The sequence below is a fragment of the Paraburkholderia atlantica genome (assembly GCF_009362785.1).
GTDB classification, from domain to species: Bacteria; Pseudomonadota; Gammaproteobacteria; order Burkholderiales; family Burkholderiaceae; genus Paraburkholderia; species Paraburkholderia atlantica.
In genome coordinates, this window is sequence record NZ_WHNQ01000012.1 from 36,196 (window position 1) to 57,818 (window position 21,623).

At 66.9% G+C, this 21,623-nt stretch carries 18 protein-coding genes; 11 read left to right on the forward strand and 7 right to left on the reverse strand.

Annotated features, from left to right (window positions below; translation table 11 throughout):
* Positions 1–178 precede the first annotated feature (178 nt).
* Genes GCT19_RS18545 through GCT19_RS18560 form a run of 4 tightly spaced genes read left to right on the forward strand, consistent with a single transcriptional unit; the run spans position 179 to position 4,438 of the window.
* Positions 179–1,474, forward strand: a complete 1,296-nt coding sequence (locus tag GCT19_RS18545; RefSeq protein WP_018438135.1) for an MFS transporter — start codon at positions 179–181, stop codon at positions 1,472–1,474.
* Between the two features lie 43 nt (positions 1,475–1,517).
* A complete protein-coding gene (locus GCT19_RS18550; RefSeq protein ID WP_152852731.1) occupies positions 1,518–2,246 on the forward strand; it encodes a maleate cis-trans isomerase family protein in 729 nt (242 codons plus the stop codon).
* A gap of 10 nt (positions 2,247–2,256) precedes the next feature.
* Positions 2,257–3,672: a dihydropyrimidinase gene (gene hydA, locus GCT19_RS18555; protein ID WP_152852732.1), complete on the forward strand. Its 1,416-nt coding sequence runs from the start codon at positions 2,257–2,259 to the stop codon at positions 3,670–3,672.
* Between the two features lie 13 nt (positions 3,673–3,685).
* Positions 3,686–4,438, forward strand: coding sequence for an aspartate/glutamate racemase family protein (locus GCT19_RS18560; RefSeq protein WP_152852733.1), 753 nt, complete (start codon positions 3,686–3,688; stop codon positions 4,436–4,438).
* 12 nt (positions 4,439–4,450) lie between these two features.
* On the opposite strand, the gene GCT19_RS18565 is transcribed toward GCT19_RS18560, so the two are convergent.
* Together GCT19_RS18565 and GCT19_RS18570 are read right to left on the reverse strand one after the other, a co-directional pair.
* On the reverse strand, positions 4,451–6,424 hold the full coding sequence (locus GCT19_RS18565; protein ID WP_152852734.1) for an AI-2E family transporter: 1,974 nt from the start codon (positions 6,422–6,424) through the stop codon (positions 4,451–4,453).
* A 143-nt stretch (positions 6,425–6,567) separates the two neighbouring features.
* The gene (locus tag GCT19_RS18570) at positions 6,568–7,848 is read right to left on the reverse strand and encodes a DUF445 domain-containing protein (RefSeq protein WP_018438130.1); all 1,281 of its coding nucleotides are present in this window, start codon (positions 7,846–7,848) and stop codon (positions 6,568–6,570) included.
* 207 nt (positions 7,849–8,055) lie between these two features.
* On the opposite strand from GCT19_RS18570, the gene GCT19_RS18575 reads away from it, so the two are divergent.
* Both GCT19_RS18575 and GCT19_RS18580 read left to right on the forward strand, forming a co-directional pair.
* A complete protein-coding gene (locus GCT19_RS18575; protein ID WP_321576827.1) occupies positions 8,056–9,258 on the forward strand; it encodes a metallophosphoesterase family protein in 1,203 nt (400 codons plus the stop codon).
* On the forward strand, positions 9,255–11,876 hold the full coding sequence (locus GCT19_RS18580; RefSeq protein ID WP_152852735.1) for an AAA family ATPase: 2,622 nt from the start codon (positions 9,255–9,257) through the stop codon (positions 11,874–11,876). Before GCT19_RS18575 ends, GCT19_RS18580 begins: the two co-directional genes overlap by 4 nt.
* A gap of 34 nt (positions 11,877–11,910) precedes the next feature.
* Here GCT19_RS18580 and cobJ read toward each other — a convergent pair whose 3' ends face one another.
* Genes cobJ through cobG form a run of 4 tightly spaced genes read right to left on the reverse strand, consistent with a single transcriptional unit; the run spans position 11,911 to position 16,506 of the window.
* Positions 11,911–13,674 (reverse strand): precorrin-3B C(17)-methyltransferase, encoded by a 1,764-nt coding sequence (gene cobJ, locus GCT19_RS18585; protein ID WP_152852736.1) that lies wholly within the window; start codon positions 13,672–13,674, stop codon positions 11,911–11,913.
* A complete protein-coding gene (locus GCT19_RS18590; protein ID WP_026229202.1) occupies positions 13,671–14,402 on the reverse strand; it encodes a precorrin-2 C(20)-methyltransferase in 732 nt (243 codons plus the stop codon). The genes cobJ and GCT19_RS18590 overlap by 4 nt, the downstream gene beginning before the upstream one ends.
* A gap of 12 nt (positions 14,403–14,414) precedes the next feature.
* Positions 14,415–15,041, reverse strand: a complete 627-nt coding sequence (locus GCT19_RS18595; protein WP_018438125.1) for a precorrin-8X methylmutase — start codon at positions 15,039–15,041, stop codon at positions 14,415–14,417.
* The gene (gene cobG, locus GCT19_RS18600) at positions 15,034–16,506 is read right to left on the reverse strand and encodes a precorrin-3B synthase (RefSeq protein WP_152852737.1); all 1,473 of its coding nucleotides are present in this window, start codon (positions 16,504–16,506) and stop codon (positions 15,034–15,036) included. Before cobG ends, GCT19_RS18595 begins: the two co-directional genes overlap by 8 nt.
* A gap of 311 nt (positions 16,507–16,817) precedes the next feature.
* On the opposite strand from cobG, the gene cbiE reads away from it, so the two are divergent.
* Genes cbiE through cobM form a run of 4 tightly spaced genes read left to right on the forward strand, consistent with a single transcriptional unit; the run spans position 16,818 to position 20,626 of the window.
* Complete coding sequence (gene cbiE, locus GCT19_RS18605; RefSeq protein WP_152852738.1) at positions 16,818–18,041, forward strand: precorrin-6y C5,15-methyltransferase (decarboxylating) subunit CbiE; 1,224 nt, start codon at positions 16,818–16,820, stop codon at positions 18,039–18,041.
* Positions 18,041–19,141: a cobalt-precorrin-5B (C(1))-methyltransferase gene (locus GCT19_RS18610; RefSeq protein WP_152852739.1), complete on the forward strand. Its 1,101-nt coding sequence runs from the start codon at positions 18,041–18,043 to the stop codon at positions 19,139–19,141. Before cbiE ends, GCT19_RS18610 begins: the two co-directional genes overlap by 1 nt.
* Positions 19,138–19,878, forward strand: a complete 741-nt coding sequence (locus tag GCT19_RS18615) for a cobalt-precorrin-6A reductase (RefSeq protein ID WP_152852740.1) — start codon at positions 19,138–19,140, stop codon at positions 19,876–19,878. The genes GCT19_RS18610 and GCT19_RS18615 overlap by 4 nt, the downstream gene beginning before the upstream one ends.
* 19 nt (positions 19,879–19,897) lie before the next feature.
* Positions 19,898–20,626 carry a precorrin-4 C(11)-methyltransferase gene (gene cobM / locus GCT19_RS18620; protein ID WP_152852741.1) on the forward strand — a complete coding sequence of 243 codons (729 nt, stop codon included), beginning with the start codon at positions 19,898–19,900 and terminating at the stop codon, positions 20,624–20,626.
* A gap of 336 nt (positions 20,627–20,962) precedes the next feature.
* Here the strand turns inward: cobM and GCT19_RS42790 are convergent, their stop codons facing one another.
* A complete protein-coding gene (locus tag GCT19_RS42790) occupies positions 20,963–21,127 on the reverse strand; it encodes a hypothetical protein (protein WP_157646588.1) in 165 nt (54 codons plus the stop codon).
* Positions 21,128–21,332: 205 nt separating this feature from the next.
* Here GCT19_RS42790 and GCT19_RS18635 point away from each other — a divergent pair, with 205 nt between their 5' ends.
* Positions 21,333–21,608 carry a DUF1488 family protein gene (locus GCT19_RS18635; RefSeq protein ID WP_013091756.1) on the forward strand — a complete coding sequence of 92 codons (276 nt, stop codon included), beginning with the start codon at positions 21,333–21,335 and terminating at the stop codon, positions 21,606–21,608.
* Positions 21,609–21,623 lie beyond the last annotated feature (15 nt).

Sequence of the window (21,623 nt, forward strand, 5' to 3'; positions counted from 1 at the left end):
TTCGGCTGGCTATCTACAGAAAATAAAAAAAGTATTGAAATCAATGAAATGCGACGCTTGTAATCCATAATTAGGCATCATATACTGCGCTGGCGCATGCAGCGCACTGGTCCTGGAGCGATCCCGGACACAGACATGAGACCCCAAAGCCATGATCAGGCGAACGGAGGAGACACAGATGCAAACCGTAAATGCGGCCGTGCAGGCCGAGGTCAGGACCGGCGTACGCTGGAAAATCTTTCTGATCATGTTGATGCTGATTTCGATCAACTATGTGGACCGGGCCTCGCTGTCCGTCGCCATGCCCCTCATCGCCAAGGAGTTTCATATCGCCCCGGCAGTGCAGGGACTGATCCTCAGCTCGTTCTTCTGGACCTACGCGTTCATGCAGATCCCGGGGGGCATGCTGGCTGACCGTTTCAAACCGCGCATCGTGATCGCGTGCGCCACGTTGTTCTGGGGCTTCTTCCAGGGCATTGCCGCGGTCTGCACGACGGCCACCGCGTTGATCTTCACTCGCTTGGGCCTGGGCGCTGCCGAAGCACCGATCTACCCGGCGGGCGGCAAGCTCAACGCAATGTGGATGACCCGGCACGAACGCGGCCGCGGGGCGACGTTGCTCGACGGCGGCGCGCCGCTGGGAGCGGCACTCGGTGCGGTGATCATCTCCGGGCTGATCAGCGAATTTGGATCGTGGCGCACCTCCTTCGTGGTGGCCGGTATTGGAACCATGCTTGCCGGCCTTTTTGCCTGGTACTACATCCGTAACAACCCGCGTGAGCATCCGGCCGTGAATCAGGCAGAAGCAGACTATCTCGAAGCGGCGCTGCAGGAAGAGCACCTCAGTGAGCCGGTTGATGCCAGCGGCCGCAGCCTGGATTTTTTCCGGTATCGCTCGGTATGGGGCATGTTCTTTGGCTGGATGTGCTTCAACTCGCTGTTTTATGGCTTGCTCACCTGGATGCCGAACTATCTGAACAAGGTTCACGGCTTCAACATCCAGCAGATGGGCGGAGCCAGTTTCGCGATCTTCTTCAGCGGCTTCGTCGGTGAACTGATTGGCGGCTGGATCGCCGACAAGTGGAAGGCGGCGGGCGGTTCGCCCAACCGCGTGATGCGCACGCTGTTCGGAATCGCCGCGGTCGCGGCGACCGTGTCGATCTTCTCGGTCGCCTATGTCGGGAATGCGGCGGCGGTGGTGGTGTTGCTGGCCTCTACGTTGTTCTTCCTGCGCTGGTGCGGTTTGTACTGGTGCCTGCCTTCCATTCTGGGAACACGCCACAAGGTCGGCTTTCTCGGCGGGTTCATGAACCTGGGCGGCAATATCGGCGGCGTTCTGGTTCCGATCATCGTCGGCCTGATCGTGCAGGCCACCGGCTCGTATTTTCTGGCGCTGATGTTTTTCGCCGCCGCAGGCGTAGGACTCCTCGTCTGTTCGACGCTGATCGACTACGAACGCAAATTGCCCGTCTAAGCCGGCCTTTCTTCACCATTAACACTTGATTGCTGACTTCATCATGAGCAAACGCGTCATGCTCGGCATGCTTACACCGTCATCCAACACCGCGCTCGAACCGATCACGAGTGCGATGGTGGCCCAGTTGCCCGGTGTCAGTGCCCATTTTTCCCGCTTCAAGGTCACCGAAATCTCGCTATCCGGGCAGGCGCTCGGACAGTTCGACACCACCAACATCATTCAGGCAGCTAGGCTGCTGGCCGACGCCAAGGTCGACGTGATCGCATGGAACGGCACTTCGTCCGGCTGGCTCGGTTTCGAGACCGACCGCCGCCTGTGCCGCGAAATCGAGGAGGCGACCGGCATTCCCGCAACGACGTCGGTGCTCGCGCTGAACGAGATTCTGGACAAGACCGGCGTGAAGAAATTCGGTCTGGTCAGTCCGTATCTGAAGGATGTCCAGCAGAAGATCGTCGCCAACTACCGCGACAGCGGCATCGACTGCTCATCCGAAAATCACCTCGGCCTGAAGGTGAACTTCGAGTTTTCCGAGGTAAGCGAAGCGACGCTGCGCGCACAGATCCGCGATGTCGCCGAGCACCGGCCGGAAGCGATCGTCACTTTCTGCACCAACCTGCACGCCGCACATCTGGCCTCGGAAGTGGAACGGCACCACGGTGTCCCGCTCTACGACACGGTCTCCACCGTGGTGTGGAAGTCGTTGAAGCTCGCTGGCTACGATACGACCCGGCTTGCAAGCTGGGGCCGCCTGTTCTCTGAAGTCGTTTGAGAGGACCGTCATGACAACCATGTACGACCTGGTAATCCGCAACGCTGACGTGGTAACGGCGTCCGAGCGCTTCAATTGCGATATTGGCGTGAAGGACGGCATCGTCGTCGCGCTGGGCCGCGATCTCGACGCAGGCAGGCGCGAGATCGACGCCACCGGCCTGCTGGCGTTGCCCGGCGGAATCGACGCGCACTGCCATCTCGATCAACCCATGCCGGACGGGCTGAAGATGGCGGACGACTTCAACAGCGGTACTCGTGCTGCCGTGTGTGGCGGGACCACGACCGTGATCCCGTTCGCCGCGCAGGCAAAAGGGCAATCGCTGAAAGCCGCGGTGGCCGACTACCATCGCCGCGCCGAAGGCCGCGCGGTCACCGACTACGCGTTCCACCTGATCGTCTCCGATCCGACACCCGAGGTGCTGGAACGCGAGCTCCCTGAGCTAATCGCCGCTGGTTACACGTCGTTCAAGATCTATATGACCTACGACGATCTGAAGCTGAGCGACCGCGAGATCCTCGAGGTGATGGATGTGGCGCGCCGCAACCAGGCACTGGTCATGGTGCATGCCGAGAATTCGGATTGCATCGCGTGGCTAACCGACCGGCTCACCGAAGCCGGTAAGCACGCGCCGAAGTATCACGCGCTGTCGCGCCCGGCAGTGGTCGAGCGGGAAGCGACGCATCGGGCGATCGCCTTCTCCGAACTGGTCGACGTGCCGATTCTGATCGTGCATGTGTCGGGCCAGGACGCGATCGAGCAGATCGAATGGGCGCAGCAGCGCGGCCTGAACATCTACGCCGAGACCTGCCCGCAATATCTTTATCTGACGGCCGAAGATCTCGGCCATGAGGACGGCTATCACGGCGCCAGGTGCGTTTGCAGTCCGCCGCCACGCGATTCGTCCAGCCAGAAGGCCGTGTGGAGCGCATTAAAGCGCGGTGTATTCAGCGTCTTCTCGTCCGACCACGCGCCGTTTTCATACGACGATCCGCAGGGCAAAAAGCCCGGCGGCGAGGAAGTGTCGTTCGAGCACATCCCGAACGGCATCCCCGGCATCGAAACCCGCCTGGCACTACTGTTCGATGGTGTGAACCGCGGGAAGCTGTCGCTGCATAAGTTCGTCGAACTGACGTCGTTGAATCCCGCGAAGCTGTACGGCCTCTATCCGCGCAAGGGGACGATCGCCGTCGGCGCCGACGCCGATATCGTGCTTTGGGACCCGCTCAAGCAGATCACCATCGCGAACGACGCGCTGCATCACAACGTCGACTACACGCCGTACGAGGGACGAACCGTCCAGGGTTGGCCGAAGCACTGTCTGTCACGCGGCGAACTGCTGGTCGAGAGCGGCCACTATCTCGAGCCGGAAGCGGGCCGGGGCCGGTTTCTGGCCGCTGGCAAGCCGCAGTACGTCGACCTCTAAAGTGGAGAGCAGCATGAAGATCCTGGTGATCAATCCGAATATCTCCGAGAGTGTATCGGCGCTGATCCAGACGGAGGCGCAACGCAGTGCTTCGCCTGATACCGAGATCGAGGTTGCGACCGCGCCGTTCGGCGTTGCCTACATCGAGACCCGCTTCGAAGCGCTGGTCGGCGCGTACGCGAGCGCGTGCGTGGCGGCCGAACGCCATGGGAGCTACGATGGTGTCGTGATCGCGGCGTTCGGCGATCCGGGCCTGCAGGGCATCAAGGAACTGATCGACGTGCCGGTAGTCGGGCTGACCGAGTCCTCACTGCTGACTGCGGCAGCGCTCGGGCAGCGCTTCTCGATCATCGCGATCTCGCCGCGCATCAAGGCGTGGTACCGCGAGACTGTCGAGCGCAGTCATCTGGCGAGCCGCCTTGCCAGCATCCGCGCGCTCGACGAGCCGTTGCGCGATATCGGCAGCGTGCAGCAGGATCACGCAACAAGACTGAAGGCGCTGTGCAGCCAGGTTGTCGACGATGACGGTGCCGACGTCATCATCATCGCCGGCGCGCCGCTAGCGGGTCTCGCACGTGAGATACGTAACGAATTGCCGGTGCCGGTGGTCGATGGTGTGTCGAGTGCGGTTACGCAGCTCGAGAGCCTTATCCGGCTAGGTCCAAAAAAGGCGACGAAGGGCAGTTTCGCCCAGCCGCCAATCAAGCCGAATCTGGGTCTGCCCGAGCCGCTCGAACGATTGCTGAGCAGCGGGCAGACACGTTGATCCTGCCCAGCCTCAGCCCGCGCTGGCCGTCTGCGATTGCTGCCGCATGGGTTGCCCGCTCGTCGCAGCGTGACATGCCTGGATCATCGCGCGGAACGTCGGCGACGCATGCAGCTCGCCGCCCGCATCAAGCTCGGCGCTGTCGTCCGGCGCATCGCCGACGCCGACCACCAGCGTCGCGCGTGGCCGCCATTCGCGCGTGCGCCGCAGCATGTTGCGCAGATACGGCGGCGACTCGGGCGCGTCGAGCGACACGATGCAGATGATCGACGTGTCCTTGAAGCTCGGCTCATCGGCGCGCGCGCTGCGATAGCCCGAGTGCGTCGCCATCAGCGGCGCGAAGCCCTGGCGGTTCAGCAGTTGCACGGCGATGGCCGTCGTCACTTCGTCGAATGCGCCGCGGCCGGGCACGCACAACACCGCCACCTTGCCCGCTTCGTCCGACTGTGGCGAGCGCGACAGCAGATCGCTGCCGTAGCGCTCGGAGGCACCCGCGCCCGGCGACGACAGGTCCGGCGCTCCCGCCAGCAGCGCGTTACCCGCGTCCGCTGGTTCCAAAGGCGACAGCGTATCGCGCAGCCCGTCGGCGATTTCGAGGTTCTCGACGATATCGGCGAGCGCGTCGTTGATCCGCTGCAACTGCTCGGGCATCAGCACCCCGCGCTGCGCGTCGTTGCGCGCGAGCCGCAGGCCTTCGAGCGCGACCTTGTCGTAGTAGTCGATCAGCGACATCTCGCGCAGCAGCCGTTCGGCCTGCACGATCGCCTCGTGCGGATCGTCGGCGAGCAGGCGCTGATAGAAGTTCTGCGCGGGCGTCAGCGCGGGCTGATCGCCGAGCAGCACGGTCAGAAAGTTCAAGCGGTCCGCGTAGCGCCCGAGCGTGACGACGCACAGCGTGAGCGGCGTCGACAGCACGAGGCCGATCGGCCCCCACAGCCAGCTCCAGAAAATCGCCGCGACCACCACCGCGAGCGGCGACAGGCCCGAGCGATGACCGTACAGCAGCGGCTCGGCGATCTGCCCGGCGACCACATCGACGACGATGAACAGGATCAGCGTGAGGACCGCCATCGTCCATTGCGGCTGGATCGCGGCCGCGAGAAATACCGCGAGGATCGCGGCGATCCAGATGCCGATGTACGGCACGAAGCGCAGCAAAGCGGCGATCACGCCGAACAGCAGCGCGCCCGGTACGCCGATGATCGCCAGCCCGATCGCGATGATGCCGCCCGCGCTCAGATTCACGCCGAGCTGCGCGACGAAATAGCGTGACAGGCGCCCGGCGGCGTCGTTGATCGCAGTAGTCGTGCGGTGCAGGTCGCGCGAGCCGAACAGGCTGATCAGACGGTCGCGCAAATCCTCGCGCTGCAGCAGGATGAAGATCGTCACGACGAGCACGATGAAGGTCGTCTCGATCGGCGCGATGGCCGGCGTCAGCGCACGCTGCGCGAGCTGCACCGGCGTCGGCGCGGGCTCGTGCACCTCGACCTGTTGCGGCACTTGCGGCGCGTTGCGCGCGGCGCGGCCGGTCGGGCGCGGCGGCGCCGGGCGCGACGGCGCCATGCGCTGCAGCGCGCTGGCAGCGCTGCTCATCAGCGAATCGGCGCGGCCCACGGTCTTTTCCTGCACCGTTTCGATCTTTTGCTCGATCGCTTCCTGGTACTGCGGCAGGGCGTTCGCGAGCTGCACGAGCTGCGCGCCGATCAGCGCGCCGATAGCGAGCAGCGACGCGAGAGCGAACAGCACCGCGATGAAGATGGACGGCAACTGGCCCATGTGCAGACGCCGCAGCATCTGCACGAGCGGCGCGAGCAGGAAGCTCAGCAGCACCGACAACGTGATCGGAATCAGCACCTCCCGGCCGAAGTACAGCGCGCACACGACCACCACGCCGGTGATTAGCGACACGAGGCCATGCAGACCCGGCGTGCCCGGCGGATAAACGCGGTTGGGGCGCCCATGCGGCGGCGGCAGCGATATTTTCATGTAAACACAATTCCGGTTGGGACGCGTTGACGACCGAGCGGAGTTCTGGTCGTCCGCAAGACATATGCCCGAATTGTAGGCGGTTTGGTGGGAGCAGGGCTCACGCGCAGCCTCGCGGCGGGTCGCTCGATGAGCGCGAGTCGTCAGCCGACATGCACCCGCAACATCTCCAGCAACTGCGAACTCGCGTACAGCAGCAAACCGATGAATCCCCCGACGATCGTCCCGTTGATGCGGATGTACTGCAGATCCTTGCCGATATTCATCTCGACCTGCCGTGACATCTCATGCGCGTCCCAGTTCTTCACGGTATCGCTGATATGGCGCGTCAGGAACTGCGCGAAGTCGGGCGCCATCGCGCGCGCGGCTTCTTCGAGATGATCGTTCAGCGATTGCCGCAGCGCCGGATCGCGCGCGAGTTCGCGGCCGACCCACGCGCCCATCGCGGCGACCCGCGCATGCAGCGCCGAGTCGGCGCTTTGCAGATCGCGCTTGAGCCACGCGCGCAGTTCTCCCCACATGTCCTTCACATAGGCGCTGAAAGCCTCGCCTTCGACCAGATAGCGCTTCAGCGCTTCGCCCTGTTGCAGAAAAACCGGATCGGTCTTCAGCCGCACGATCAGCTTCTGCACCACCCGGTCGAACCTGTCGCGCAGCTCGTGCGTGGGGTTCTCGGCGATCTGTTCGAGCATACGGTTCGCGGCGCTCGCGATCGCTTCGGCGCCCTTGTCGCCGATCCACGCCGACGGCAGAAACTTCTCCATCGTCGGATACTCGCTCTTCACCCAATCGACGATCCGCCCGGCAATGAATTCGCGCGCAGGCGCCTCGCGCAGCACCGCGATCACCTGATCGATCGCGGTGTCGAGCAGTTCCTGATGACGGCCGTCGCGCGTCAGCGTGTCGAGGATCGCGCCGAGCGATTGCGACAGATCGACCTTCGCGAGCACGTCGCGCAAGCCGTCCTTGATGAAGTTCTGGATGCGCGCATCGTCGGCCACCTCGAGGATGCCGCCGGTGAGCCGCACCACGTAGTCGCCGAGACGCTCGGTGTTGGCCGATTCGCCGAGCCACACGGTGATGGTCTGTGCCGGATCGTGCCGGCGGATCAGACCGACCAGCGACGGCACGTCGAGAAACTTGTCCTGCACGAAGTGCGCGAGGTTGTCGGCGATCTTGTGCTTGTTGCGCGGGATGATCGCGGTGTGCGCGGACACGACCGGAATCGGCACGCGGCGAAACAGCGCCGCGACCGCGAACCAGTCGGCGAGCGCGCCGACCATCGCGGCCTCGGCGACGGCCTTGATGCCGTCGACCCACAGGCCGCGCGGCAGGAACGCGGTGACGACGAAAACGCAGGCGGCCGCGAGCAGCAGCAGTAAAGGCGTGCGCTTGGCTTTCTTCAGTTCGGTGGTCTTGTCCATCGGGCGCGGTTGATCGTGTCGGGCGGCGGCTGAAAGGTGCGGGGCTCAGCCGGTTCGGTTGCAATGATGCGGTACGGCCCGCGCACGCGTCCAGCCTGGATGCGCGCGCGCAATACGCGCCGGGGCTTCGGCAAGGTAACATTCGCGGTTGGGCTCGTCGTCGAGCGCCCACGCAACACGACGCAACGCAATCGCAATGGAGGCACAGTGATCAGGTTTCTGCACACCGCGGATTGGCAAATCGGCACGCAGTTCGGTCAGTTCGAACCGGACGAGGCCGCGCATCTCGGAGAGGCCCGCTTCGACACGGTGCGCCGCATCGCCGAAGAAGCGGCCGCGCGCAACGTCGACGCGGTGCTCGTCGCGGGCGACGTGTTCGACCTGCAGACCGTGTCGGACACCGTGATCCGTCGTTTGTTCGCCGCGCTGCAAGCGTTTTCCGGAACGTGGATCATGCTGCCGGGCAATCACGACGCGGCGCTCGTCGAAAGCGTGTGGACCCGCGCGCAGCGGCTCAATTGCGTGCCGCCGAACGTGCGGCTCGTGCTCGAAAGCGGCGTCGTGCTGCTCGACGCGTGCCGTTGCGCGCTGCTATGCGCGCCGCTCACGCAGCGCATCACCTACGACGACACCACCGCCTTCTTCGATTCCGTTGAGACGCCGCCCGGCTATCACCGCGTGGGGCTCGCGCATGGCAGCGTCGGCGGCATTCTGCAGGAGGGCATCGACTCGTCGAACCCGATCGCGCCGACGCGCGCTGCGAGCGCGCGGCTCGACTATCTGGCGCTCGGCGACTGGCACGGTCATCTGCGCGTCGACGAACGCACGTGGTACGCGGGCACGCACGAACAGGACCGTTTCCGCGCGAACGAGCCGGGCTTCGTGCTCGACGTCACCGTCAGCGATCCCGGCGCGGTGCCGCAGGTCGATGTGGTTCGAGTCGGGCGATACCGGTGGCATCGCTGGGACGAGACGATTTCGGTACCGACCGACATCGACGCACTGAAAGCCCGCCTCGCCGAACTCGGCGCGAATGACGTGCTGCGCATCGAGGTCGACGGCACCGCGGCGCTCGCCGATGCCGAGGCGCTGCATGTCGCGGTCGAAGAGGCGCGCGCCCGCGTGCGCGCGTTGCGTGCCGATCTGAGCAGCCTGCACGTGCTGCCCACCGCCGACGATCTCGCCGAACTCGGCGCGCAAAGCGGCTATCTCGCGAAGGTGGTGGCACGGCTGCGCGGCTTGCAGGAAGACGCGCAGGCCGATCCGCAACAGGCGCGGCGCGCGGCCGAAGCGTTGCTGCTGCTGGCGCGCTTTCAGCGCGAACAGTGGCACCGCGATTCCCATGCCGCGCCGCCCGCGCAGGCGCGCGAACGGCAACCTGAAGCGCCGCGTGAAGGAGCCTGCGCATGAAGCTGCAACGTATCGCGATTCAGGAATTCAGGCAGTTCGGCGGGCAGACCGTGATCGACGATCTGCAGCCCGGTCTGAACCTGTTCGTCGGCCCGAACGAGGCCGGCAAAAGCACGATTGCCGAAGCGGTGCGCACGGTGTTCCTCGAACGCTACAAGGCCTCGCATCTGAAGGATCTGTTGCCGTGGGGACTCGCGAACGGGCAACCGTCGGTCGAAGTCAGCTTCGAACTCGATGGGGTGGCGTGCCGTCTGTCGAAGCAGTTCGTGTCGCGTCAGCGCTGCGAGCTGAGAATCGGCCAGGCCGTGTATAGCGAGGACGAAGCCGAAGACAAGCTCGCCGCGCTGCTCGGCTTCTCGCGCGCGGCGCGCGGTCCGATGAAAGCCGAAAACGCCGGCGTGCCGGGTCTGTTGTGGGTGCAGCAAGGCGGCACGCAGGAGATGCGCGATTCGACCGGGCATGCGGCGCAGTATCTGCGCGACGCGCTCACGCAACTGTCGGGCGGCCGCGAAGCGGGTGGCGAGGACGCGCTGATCGCGGCCGTGCAGCGCGAGCTGCGGCAACTGCTGACCGCGCGCACGCAGAAATCGACCGGGCCGCTTGCGGAGGCGGAGCAGAAGCTGGCCACGCTGATCGCGAGCCGCGACGAGCTGCAACAGCAGCGCCAGCAGTTCGACGACAACATCGCGCGCCTCGCCTCGCAACAGCAGGCATTCGACGACGCCGAGCGCCGGCGTCCGTGGGAGCTTCACGAGCAGAAGGCCGCGCTCGCGCAGCAACGCGCCGCGGCGGTCGAGCAACTCGAACGTGGCCTCGAAGGGCTCGCGCAGTCGCTGAAGATCGGTGAGGCCGAACTCGCGTTGTCGGTGCAGCAGGAACAGGGCGCGCTCGACATGGAGGCGGCGCTCGCGCGCGAACGCGAGCAACTCGACGCGGCGCGCGCCGAAGTCGCGGCCGCGCAAACCGCGCATGCGCAGGCCGAAAGCCGTGTGGCGCAATTCGAGCAGGCAGCGGCCGAGGCGAACCGTGCGCTCGAACTCGCGAACGCGGCCGTGACCGCTGCCGATCTGCGCAGCCAGGTCGATTTCTATCGGACAGAGAGCCAGCGGCTCGAAGCGTCGATCGGCGAGGCGGACAAGGCGAACGCGGCCGTCTTGCAGGCGGCGCGCGACGCCGCGGCGCTCGAACTCGACGACGCGCAGTTCAAGCGTCTCGTCACGCTCGACGGCGAGTTGACCGTGCTGCGCGCGCGGACCGAAGCGGCGATGACGCGCATCGAGTACAGCTTGAACGGCGAGTTGCGCGTCGGCGGTGAGACGATCAGCGGCACGGGCGTGCTGCGTGTCGATGAAGAAAAGCGCATCGGGCTCGGCGAGCTCGGCGAATTGCGCGTGATTCCGGGTGTGTCCGATCTGTCCGCGCGGTTGTCGGAGCTGGCGTCGCTCGAGGCGCAGCACGCACAGTTGCTGCGGTCGCTCGGCGTCGCGTCGGTGGATGATGCGCAGGCGCGTCACGAGCAATGGAAAACGCTGGTCGCGCAACAGAAGAGCCAGGCCAGGATACTCGAGGTCCATGCGCCGCAAGGCATCGATGCGTTGCGCGCGGCGCTGGCATCGACGGCGGCGCGCTTGCAGGCATCGAGCGAGCGCCTTGCCGGTCTGCCCGACGTATCCGCGGCGCCACCGCTCGACGACGCGCGCCGCAACGCCAACATCGCGCGCGACGCGTTGGAGACCGCGCGCAAGGTGCTCGCACAGGCGGCGGGCGCGCAATCCACCGGCGTCGCGAAGGCCGATTCGCTCGCGACGCAGCTGCAACGCAAAGAAGCGCAGCTGAACGACGAAGCGTTCCGGCGCAACCGCGCGCAGTGGCAGGCGCACATCGTCGAGCAACGCGTGAAAGTCGATGCGCTGAAGAACCAGCGCGGCGAGCGCGAACGCGAACTCGATGCGGCGCGGCTGGATGATCCCGTGGCGGAGGCGAAGCGCTATCGCGCATCGGCGGAACTCGCGCGCAACGAGCAGCACGAGCGTCAACTGCGGATCGCGGAGCTGCGGAGCCAGCTCGAAACGATGGGCGCATCGGGTCTCGGCGAACGGCTTGCCGCGCTCGAAGCGCAGGTGGAGCAGGCCACGCGTCGCAAGGACGAACTGAGCCTGCGCGCGAGCGCGCTGAGTCTGCTCGATGAAGTGCTGGTCGACGAACGCGACGCCGCGCTCGCGCAGCTGCGCGCGCCGTTGACCGAGCGGCTCGGCCACTACCTGAAGCGGATTTTTCCGCAATCGAGCCTCGCGCTCGGCGACGATCTGATTCCGGCCATGCTCGATCGCGACGGCCGCGCGGAACTGCTCGACGCGCTGAGCTTCGGCACGCGCGAACAGCTCGGCATCCTGACGCGGCTCGCGTACGCGGACCTGTTGCAGGCCTCAGGCCGGCCGACGCTCCTGATGCTCGACGATGCCGCGGTCCACACCGATGCCGCGCGCCGCGATGCGCTCAAACGCGTCTTGATCGACGCGGCGACGCGGCATCAGATTCTGGTGTTCACGTGTCATCCGGAATTGTGGGACGACCTGGGCGTCAGGCAGCGGGCGGTGCAGGATCTGAAGGTGGCATGAGCGGGGCGGGCTGGCACCACCCGGTACGGCCCGCTTACTCGTACCACCGCGGCGTGTACACCCATTGCGCGCCGTTATCGCCGCAAGCGAATTTTCTCGTCAGCGACGACCCGACGATCACCATCGTGCGCATATCCACGTCGGCCGAGCGCAGTTCGCCGAGCGTCAGCGTGCGCAGCGTGCCGCCAGGCCGGCCGATGTCGCGCCCGAGTACCACCTGGGTCGATGGCGCGCGATATTCCCGCACGATGTCGAGCGCCTTGTCGAGTTGCCACGGACGCGCGCGCGAAACCGGGTTGTAGAACGCGATCACGAGATCGGCTTGCGCCGCATGGCGCAGGCGGGTTTCGATGATCGTCCACGGCTTCAGGTTGTCCGACAGCGACAGCATGCAGAAGTCGTGGCCGAGCGGCGCGCCGGCTTGCGCGGCGGTCGCGAGCGCGGCCGACACGCCAGGCACGATCGACAGTTCGACGGCTGCCCATGCGTCGTTGCTCGAAGCTTCGAGCGCTTCGAGCACGGCGGCCGCCATCGCGAACACGCCGGGGTCGCCCGAGGACACCATCACGACCGAGCGGCCTTCGCTCGCGAGCTCGAACGCGTGCCGCGCGCGCTGCATTTCCTCGCGATTGTCGGTGCCGTGCACACGCTGATCCGCGCGCAGCGGGCCGGCCATTTTCACGTAGGTGTCATAGCCGAGGACGTCGGTCGCTTCGTTCAACGCGGTGCGCGCGGCGGGGACCATCAGTTCGGCGCAGCCGGGGCCGAGGCCGATCACGGTCAGACGGCCGCGGGCACGGCCGAGCGTCGCGGCGTCGATGGCCAGTGAGCAGAGGGCGAGCGCGACGTTCGGGTGAGTGTCGTCGTCGTGCAGCGTTTCATGGGGGACGCGTAGCGCCGTATGCAGCAAGCGTGCGGCATTCGTTTCCCCCGGTTCGGCGCCGGCATCGGAGAAGCGTAACGGCACCTCGAGTAGCCTTGCCGCTTGCGCAAGCGCCGGGTCGGCCATGCTCGCCGATGACGCGAGCAAGGCCGCGAGCGAAAGCATCGCGAGACCGTGCGCTCTCAGTGCCGTGCGCACGCGTGCGACGATCGCGTCGGCGGAATCGGCATCGGCGTCGTCGCTGACGACGGCCGCCACCACGCTGCGTGGATGAATCACGAGCTCGTCTTCACGCCCATCCCACGCGCGCGGCGTCACGCGAATCGCGAGACGCGCCGACTCCGAGCGCGGCAGTTGCGCGTCGTCGAGCCACGGCGCGTCGCCTTCGATGCGCGTGCTTTCGCCCGCGAGCAGATCCGACACGAAGCGCTTGCCTTGGCCAAGATCGGCGAGCGCATAGCCATCGGGCGGATTGAGCACGCAGGTGCCGAAGCGAAGTTCGCCGCTCGTCGTGATCGCGGGCTGCACGGCCAACGCAGCGGCGATGTCGCGCGCCATCACGTTGACACCGGCGAGGCCGCCGAGCAGCGGCACGACCGCGCTGCCGTCCTCGGCGACCGCGAGTACCGGCGGCTCGGCACCCTTGTTCGACAGCAGCGGCGCGAGGCAGCGAATCACGATGCCGGCCGCGCACAACGCGACGATCGGCGTGCCGCGCGCATACAGCTCGCGCAGTTGGGCGCCGAGTTCGCTGTACGACACGTCGGCCTCGACGCGGCCTTGCAGCGCGTGGACCTGACACGCCGTAGCAACGCCGGCCGCGGCATGCGCGTCACGCTCGACATACAGCGCCTGAATCCGCCGCGCTGTCGCGAGCGCGCCGGTGCCGAGAATCACGATTGCGGGCGCGTTCATCCTTGCCACTTCTGCCCCGGCACGACCAGCAGCGAAAAATACGGCGACGCCATCGGATCGACTTCGGCGAGCGGCACGATGCGCTGATTGCGCATCGTCGCGCGCTCGACATACAACGCGCGCTGCGCGAGTCCGAGTTCGTCGAGCACGCGCCGCACCTTGTCGAAATTGCGGCCGAGTTTCATGATGACCGCCGCGTCGGCATCGGCCAGGCGGCGGCGCAATTCATCTTCGGGCAGCACGCCCGACAGCACCGACAAGCTCTGATTGCGATACACGAGCGGCGCGCCGAGCACCGCCGCGCCGCCGAGCATCGAGCACACGCCGGGCACCACCTCACTGTCGTAGCGCGCCGCGAGCCGGTCGTGCAGATACATGTACGAGCCGTAGAAGAACGGATCGCCTTCGCAAACCACGGCGACGTCGCGGCCCGCGTCGAGATGGCCCGCGACGACTTCGGCGGCGGTGTCGTAGAAGTCCGCGATGATCGCTTCATACGACAGCGGCGGTTCGAGCGCTTCGGTCGTGACCGGATAGACGAGCGGCAGATGCTGCTGCGCGTCGTGCAGATGCGCCTCGATGATGCCGAACGCGTTGCCCTTCTTGCCCTTCGCGACGAAATACGCGACCACCGGCGCCGCTTTCAGCAGCCGCAGCGCCTTCAACGTCAGCAATTCCGGGTCACCGGGACCGACACCGATACCGTACAGCCGTCCGCGACTCGTTATCTGGCTCGTCATTTATTCGACCTCCGTCGCAAGCGCGTTGACCGCGGCGGCGGCCATCGCGCTGCCGCCGCGCCGTCCGTGCACGACCACATAGGGAACGCCGCGGCTGTTTTCCGCGAGTGCCGCTTTCGATTCCGCCGCGCCGACGAAGCCAACCGGAAAGCCGAGAATCAGCGCGGGCTTCGGCGCGCCGGCATCGAGCATGTCGAGCAGATGGAACAGCGCGGTCGGCGCATTGCCGATCACGACGACGCTGCCCGCCAGGTGCGGACGCCACAATTCGAGCGCGGCGGCCGAGCGCGTATTGCCGATGTCGCGCGCCATCGCGGGCACGTCCGGGTGCGTCAGCGTGCAGATCACTTCGTTGTTCGCGGCCAGCCGCGCGCGCGTGATGCCTTGCGCGACCATGCCCGCATCGCACAGGATCGGCGCGCCTTGCGCGAGCGCGCTGCGGCCCGCGCTGCCGGCGCCGTCGGAGAACGCGAGGTCGTCGATCACGTCGACCATGCCGCACGCGTGGATCACGCGCACCGCGAGCTTTTCGAGGTCGGCGGGGATACGCGCGAGGTCGGCCTCCGCGCGGATCGTCGCGAACGATTGGCGATAGATCTCCTGACCGTCGCGAATGTAATCAAGCATGGGGAGTACTCCGGGCGAGGCGCGCGAGCAGCGCGGCGGCCTCGTCGATCGTCAGTTGGGGCGCGACGCATTGGCCGAAACCGGGGCGCTCGTCGTCGCGTCGATAAAGGTCGTAGCGGCCGGGCGCGGCGGCGAGCAGCGTATAGGGCGCGCGATGCGCGGCCGCGCACGAGCGCGGGCAGCCGGTCAAATGCACGTCGATGCCGGCGGGTAAGCGCTCGGCGAGTTGCAGCGCGTCGGTCTTGGTGTCGGCGAGGCCCTTCGCGCAGCCGGCCGAACCGGCACAGGCGATCAGATGCGTGATGGCCTGCGCGGGATCGCAGGCGAGGCCGAGTGCGCTCAGCTTCGCGAGCACGGCGGGTACGGCGTTGGTCGCGATGTCGGGCAGCAGCACGCTTTGCCATGGCGTTGCGTGCAGCATGCCGTTGCCGTGTTGCTGCGCGAGCGCGGCAAGGCCGTTCAGCGTGGCCGCATCGAGACGGCCGAGCGGTGGCTGGCCGCCGACGTGCCACGTGCCGTCGCCGCGCTGTGCATGCGCGCCGAGCCGCAGCGACGCGTCGGCGGGAAGGTGGCGTTGCCAGTGGCGCAGCGATGCGTCGCGCGCGAGCGGGAAATCGACGAAGCGTTGCGCGTGCTGCAGCAGCGCATCGGCGGCATGCGTGGCGAGCAGATCGCGCATGCGGGTCGCGTCGGCTGGGGCGAGGCCGAGGAACGTGTGCAGCAACGCGCGCACGAGCGCTGGCACGCGCGACGGCGGCACGGCCGCGAGCGCGCCCGTGCCGTTGGCATCGCGATGGTCGCCCGCGTTCGCGTTTTCGCCGGTCGAGTCCGGGCACCCCGCGAGGCCGAACACGAAGCGCACGCCTTCTTCGTCAGCCGACGCCGCGAGCCACACGTCGTGCGGATGATCGACTCGCGCGAGTCGTTCGCCGCCGTCGAGCAGCAGCGCGAATTTCGGCGACAACGCGGCGAAGCGCGCATCGCTTTGCAGCAGCGTGAGCAGTTCTGCGCACAGCGGCGTCGTGTCGATCAGCGCGTGCGGATCGCGGCCGGCGGCGGGGCTGATCATCACGTTGCGGATGTCGTCGGCGTAAGTGAGCGCGGTGGGATCGGTAGTGTGCGGGTCGTTAGCGGCGGCCGGTCCGAGTCCCGCGCCGATCAGCGCCGCGCTCAACGCAGCTTCGTGTCCGCTACGCACGCCTCGCAATTGCAGATTCGCGCGATTGGTCAACTCGGCGACGCCGCTCGCGTGCCGTGTGCTCGCATCGGCGATCGCGTGGGCCTGCGCCGCGCACAGCACGCCGCCGGGCAGTTTGATGCGGCAGATGCCGCCGTCGCGCGCGGGCACGATGCGCAGCAACCCCGGACATGCCGGTGACCGCGGTGGCGTGACCGCGTGGGACGAAACGGGGGAAGGCGAAGCTCGATTCAAAGGGGCACCGGGTTTAGCGTCGCGCGACGGCATGGTGGCGGCCTCGCTGCATGCTGCCCGATGAAGGCCGGCGTGAACCATGCGGCCGAAAGCGCTTCGGGCTGACCGTGGGCAATGAAAGCGGCCATTATATCTTCAGGCTGTGGCCGCAGCGGCTGTTTCCCGGCTATCGCGGGATGCCGTAGATCGTGGCGGCATGGCGCTCTGCCGCGAACCCGCGGGCCGCATGGCGGCGGTATCATGCGGACTTTCGCAACCCGTCGTGCGAGCTTGCGCGCAGCCGCATGCATGATGTGGCGCGGTGCAATCGCTCGAGAATCGACGCAACTGATGAGGATGGACGCATGCCGGCATGGCTGACCGTAGTGGGCATTGGCGACGACGGCTTCGCGGGTTTGGGGCGGCCCGCGCGTCGGGCGTTGCTGGGCGCGTCGGTCGTGTACGGCGGCGAGCGCCATCTGGCGATGCTGCCTGCGCGGCTCGCCGCGCGCCGCGCCGCGTGGCCGCGTCCGTTCGATCTCGCGCCGTTGCTGGCCGAGCGTCCGCATGCGGTGTGCGTGCTCGCGAGCGGCGACCCGATGCTGTTCGGCGTCGGCGCGACGCTCGCGCGGCAGTTGCCGGCCGGCGAATTGCGCGTGCTGCCCGCGCCGTCGTCGCTGTCGCTCGCGGCCGCGCGGCTCGGCTGGCCGTTGCAGGATGTCGCGACCGTGTCGCTGGTCGGCCGGCCGCTTGCCACGCTGAATGCGCATCTGCACGACGGCGCGCGCCTGTTCGTGCTGAGCGCGGACGGCCACACCCCGGCGGCGCTGGCGGCGTCGCTCGATGCGCGCGGTTTCGGCGCGACTCACATGACCGTGCTCGAACATCTGGGTGGTGAACGCGAACGGCGTGTCGATGGCCGTGCCGATCAATGGCCGGCCGGCGAGATGGCCGCGCTCAATCTGATCGCGCTCGACTGCCGCGCGTCGGCGCAAGCGCCGCGTCTGCCGCTGAGCTGTGGCTTACCCGACGACGTCTTTATCCACGACGGCCAGTTGACCAAGCGCGACGTGCGCGCCATCACGCTCGCGCGCCTCGCGCCCGCGCCCGGCGAGTTGTTGTGGGACGTCGGCGCGGGCAGCGGTTCGATCGGAATCGAATGGATGCGCGCGCATCCCACCTGTCGCGCGATCGCGATCGAAGCGAACGACGCGCGGCACCGCTTCATCGAACAGAATCGCGATGCTCTGGGTGTGCCCGGTCTGCAACTCGTGGCCGGCCGCGCGCCGGACGCGTTGCGGGGACTGCCCGCGCCGCACGCGGTGTTTATCGGCGGTGGCGTAACGGTGCCGGACGTGCTCGACACCTGCTGGGCGCAACTGCGCGACGGCGGCCGGCTCGTCGCGAACGCTGTCACACTGCAAGGCGAGGCGGTGCTCGCCGCGTGGCGCGAGCAGCATGGCGGCACGCTGACACGCATCGCGCTCGCGCACGCCCAACCGCTCGGCGGCTTCGATACCTGGCGCCAGGCGTTGCCGATCACGCTGCTCGACGTGACCAAACCTGCCAAACCGTCAGCCGATTCGTAATGCGCGACGAAACCCCCGAACAACCGGCGCCGCTGCGCAGCGGCTATACGACCGGCAGTTGCGCGACCGCGACTTCGCTGGCGGCCGCGCGTTTGCTGCTGGCGGGCGAGGTCAGCGAGGTCGCCGAGATCGTGCTGCCGAAGGGCCAGCATGTGCCGATGCGGCTCACGTTCTGCCGTTTTGCCGAGATGGACGGCGAGCGGATCGCCGAAGCCGGCACGATCAAGGATGCCGGCGATGATCCCGACGTCACGCACGGCGCGCTGGTGTTCGCGCGCGTGCGCCTCGTGGCCGAGTCCGGTGTGATCTTTCGCGCCGGGCCGGGCGTCGGCACGGTCACGCGCGCTGGGCTCACGTTGCCGGTCGGCGAACCGGCGATCAATCCGGTCCCGCGCCAGATGATGACGCAGCACCTCGACGAACTCGCCGCGCGCCATGCGTATCGCGGCGGCTTCGAAGTGACGATCGGCGTGGAAGGCGGCGAAGCGCTCGCGCTGAAAACGATGAACCCGCGGCTCGGCATCGTCGGCGGACTGTCGATACTCGGCACCACCGGCATCGTGCGGCCGTTTTCGTGCTCGGCGTATATCGCGTCGATCCATCAGGGCATCGACGTTGCGCGCGCGAACGGCTATATGCATGTGGCGGCCTGCACCGGCAACGCGAGCGAGGACGCGATGCGCGCGCACTACGGCCTGCCCGATATCGCGCTGATCGAAATGGGCGATTTTGTCGGCGCGGTGCTCAAGCATGTGAAGCGCGCGCCGGTCGAGCGTCTGAGCATTTGCGGCGGCTTCGGCAAGCTCAGCAAGCTCGCGGCCGGCCATCTCGATCTGCATAGCCGCAACTCCAGCATCGATCTCGAACAGCTTGCCGGCTGGGCCGCCGAGCATGGCGCCGACGCCGCGCTGCAAGCGGCGATGCGCGCGGCCAACACGAGCCAGCAGGCGCTCGTTCTCGCGCACGCGCAACAGGTGCCGCTCGGCGATATCGTCTGTCAGCACGCGTTGGCCGTTGCACGCGATATCGTGCCGCCGCAGGTCAGCGTCGAAATCTTCGCGATCGACCGGCAGGGCAACTTCGTCGGAGTCGCCCGATGACGCGCGTCCTGCTGCTCGGCGGCACCGGCGACGCGCTGAAGATCGCGCGCCAGCTCGGTGCCGCGCATGTGTACAGTCTCGCGGGACTCGGCAAGGTGCCCGACGACTTGAAGTGCGCGGTGCGCGTCGGCGGTTTCGGCGGCAGCGAGGGTCTGGCGCGTTACCTCGCGAGCGAAGCGATCGGCCTCGTGATCGACGCGACGCATCCGTACGCGGCGCGGATCAGCGCGAATGCCGTAGAGGCGTGTCGCGTCGCGAAGGTGCCGTGCTGGGCACTGCGGCGTCCGGCGTGGCAGCCGCAAGCCGGCGACGACTGGCGCATGGTCGATGACTGGAACGGACTGATCGACGCGCTCGCGGCGTTCAGGCGGCCGCTATTCACGCTAGGACGCGAACCGCTCGCGCATCTCGACGAGATTCCGCCGTATCAATTCTGGACCGTGCGCGTGCTCGATTCGCATCCGGACACCGCGCGCGCGCGCATTCTCGCGGCGCGCGGACCCTTCACGCTCGACGGCGAACGCGCGCTGTTCGCGCTGCAGGGGTTCGACGTCGTCGTCAGCAAGAACAGCGGCGGCGCCGCGACCGAGGCCAAGCTCGAAGTTGCGCGCGAACGCGGCTTGCCGGTGATCATGCTGCGACGGCCGGTGTTGCCCGACGTCGATCGCGAGTTCGCCGGCGTTGCCGATCTTCTCGATGCGTTGCCCCCGCAGGCACATGCGGATTCGGCTCAGTGAGCAATAACTGGAGTACTGAATGACAGTGTTTTTTATCGGCGCGGGCCCGGGCGACCCCGAACTGATCACGGTGAAAGGGCAGCGTCTCGTGCGCAGTTGTCCGGTGATTCTGTATGCGGGGTCGCTGGTGCCGGCGGCGGTGCTCGAAGGTCATAGCGCCGAACAGGTGATCAACACCGCCGAACTGGATCTCGACCAGATCGTCGCGCTGCTTGCGGCGGCGCACGCGAAGGGCCAGCATGTCGCGCGCCTGCATTCGGGCGATCCGTCGCTGTACGGTGCGATCGGCGAGCAGATCCGCCGCTTGCGCGAGTTGGACATTCCTTACGAAATCGTACCCGGCGTGACCGCGACGGCCGCCTGCGCGGCGGCGCTCGGCTGCGAGCTGACGCTGCCCGGCGTGTCGCAGACGCTGATCCTCACGCGCTACGCGAGCAAGACGTCGATGCCCGAAGGCGAGCAGCTGGCCGATCTCGCGCGGCATCGCGCGACGCTGGCGATTCACCTCGGCGTGCGGCATCTCGCACGCATCGTCGATGAATTACGGCCGCATTACGGCGGCACGTGTCCGATTGCGGTGATCTATCGCGCGAGCTGGCCCGACGAGGAAAAGATCACCGGCACGCTCGACGATATCGTCGCGAAAGTGCAGGGCAGCGCGATCGAGCGCACCGCGCTGATTCTGGTCGGTCAGGTGCTGGCCGCCGAAGGATTCGCTGATTCGACGCTGTATGGGAACGGCAGTTGACGCTGCCGTAAAAGCCTTTCGGGTGTCGGAAAGCGGCGTGGGTCGTCGATCATAATGTGACGCAGCGCGCGAGCCCGGCCCCCTGGTCCCTGGCAAAACGCGAAAGCGCGAAGCAGTGAAAGCGCGAAATTTCTCGCGTGCGTTTCGCGATTTCACAGGTGTATCGCCGAGCGAATTCAGGATGCGGCAGCGGCATCTGGTGGCGAATCCGGCGGCTTCGGCGCGAGCGCGGCGCACGGCGCAAGCGCGCATCGCGCAGCGTGACGAATACGCTGAAAACCAAAACGCCCCCGCATTACCATCGTCGAAGTCGCCGAACTCGCGCCGCTCGACGTGCTATGCGTTCGCCATGACGGCCCGGTCGCGACGCAGGTCGCCGAGTTGCGAAACGACCCGCGGCATCGCGGTCGACACGATGGTCGCTTCGATCGCGACCATCGCCATCGAGGCCATCACGGCGGCGATCACGAGCGGGCGTGAAGATTGAGTATTGCGCGACATGAAGGGCGTAGTATCGGTATGTCGACTGCGTCGCCGGCCCGGAGGAGGCCTTGCTGCGGCACATCGGCGCGGCCGCGCATGACGGCCGCCCAGGAGTATGCACCTTGCGCGGAATGCGTGCTCGCGCCCGCGCAGCCGGCCAGCCGGCCGGTATGGGCACGAGCGTTGCGTATTCGGATTTCCCTTTGACACACGGAGGACAATCATGAGGATCGAATTCACCGGACGGCGGGAAGTGGTGGCTGCTGCGCGCGTCGCCTACGAGGCCAATGTGGACGGGAAGGACGTATGGTGCAGCGTGTCGCTCGACGCGCTCAATGACCATTTTGGCAACGGCAGTCTCGGCAACGGCGCCCCGTCCGCTCATGATCTGGTGGGAACGTTCGAGGCGAACCGCGCCCGCATTGAAAATGCTACGCGGCGGGTGCTCGAACGAAACGGGGGACGGTCCGTGGAACTCGAGACGCGCGACTTCGATTGAGCAGCCCGCTTGCTC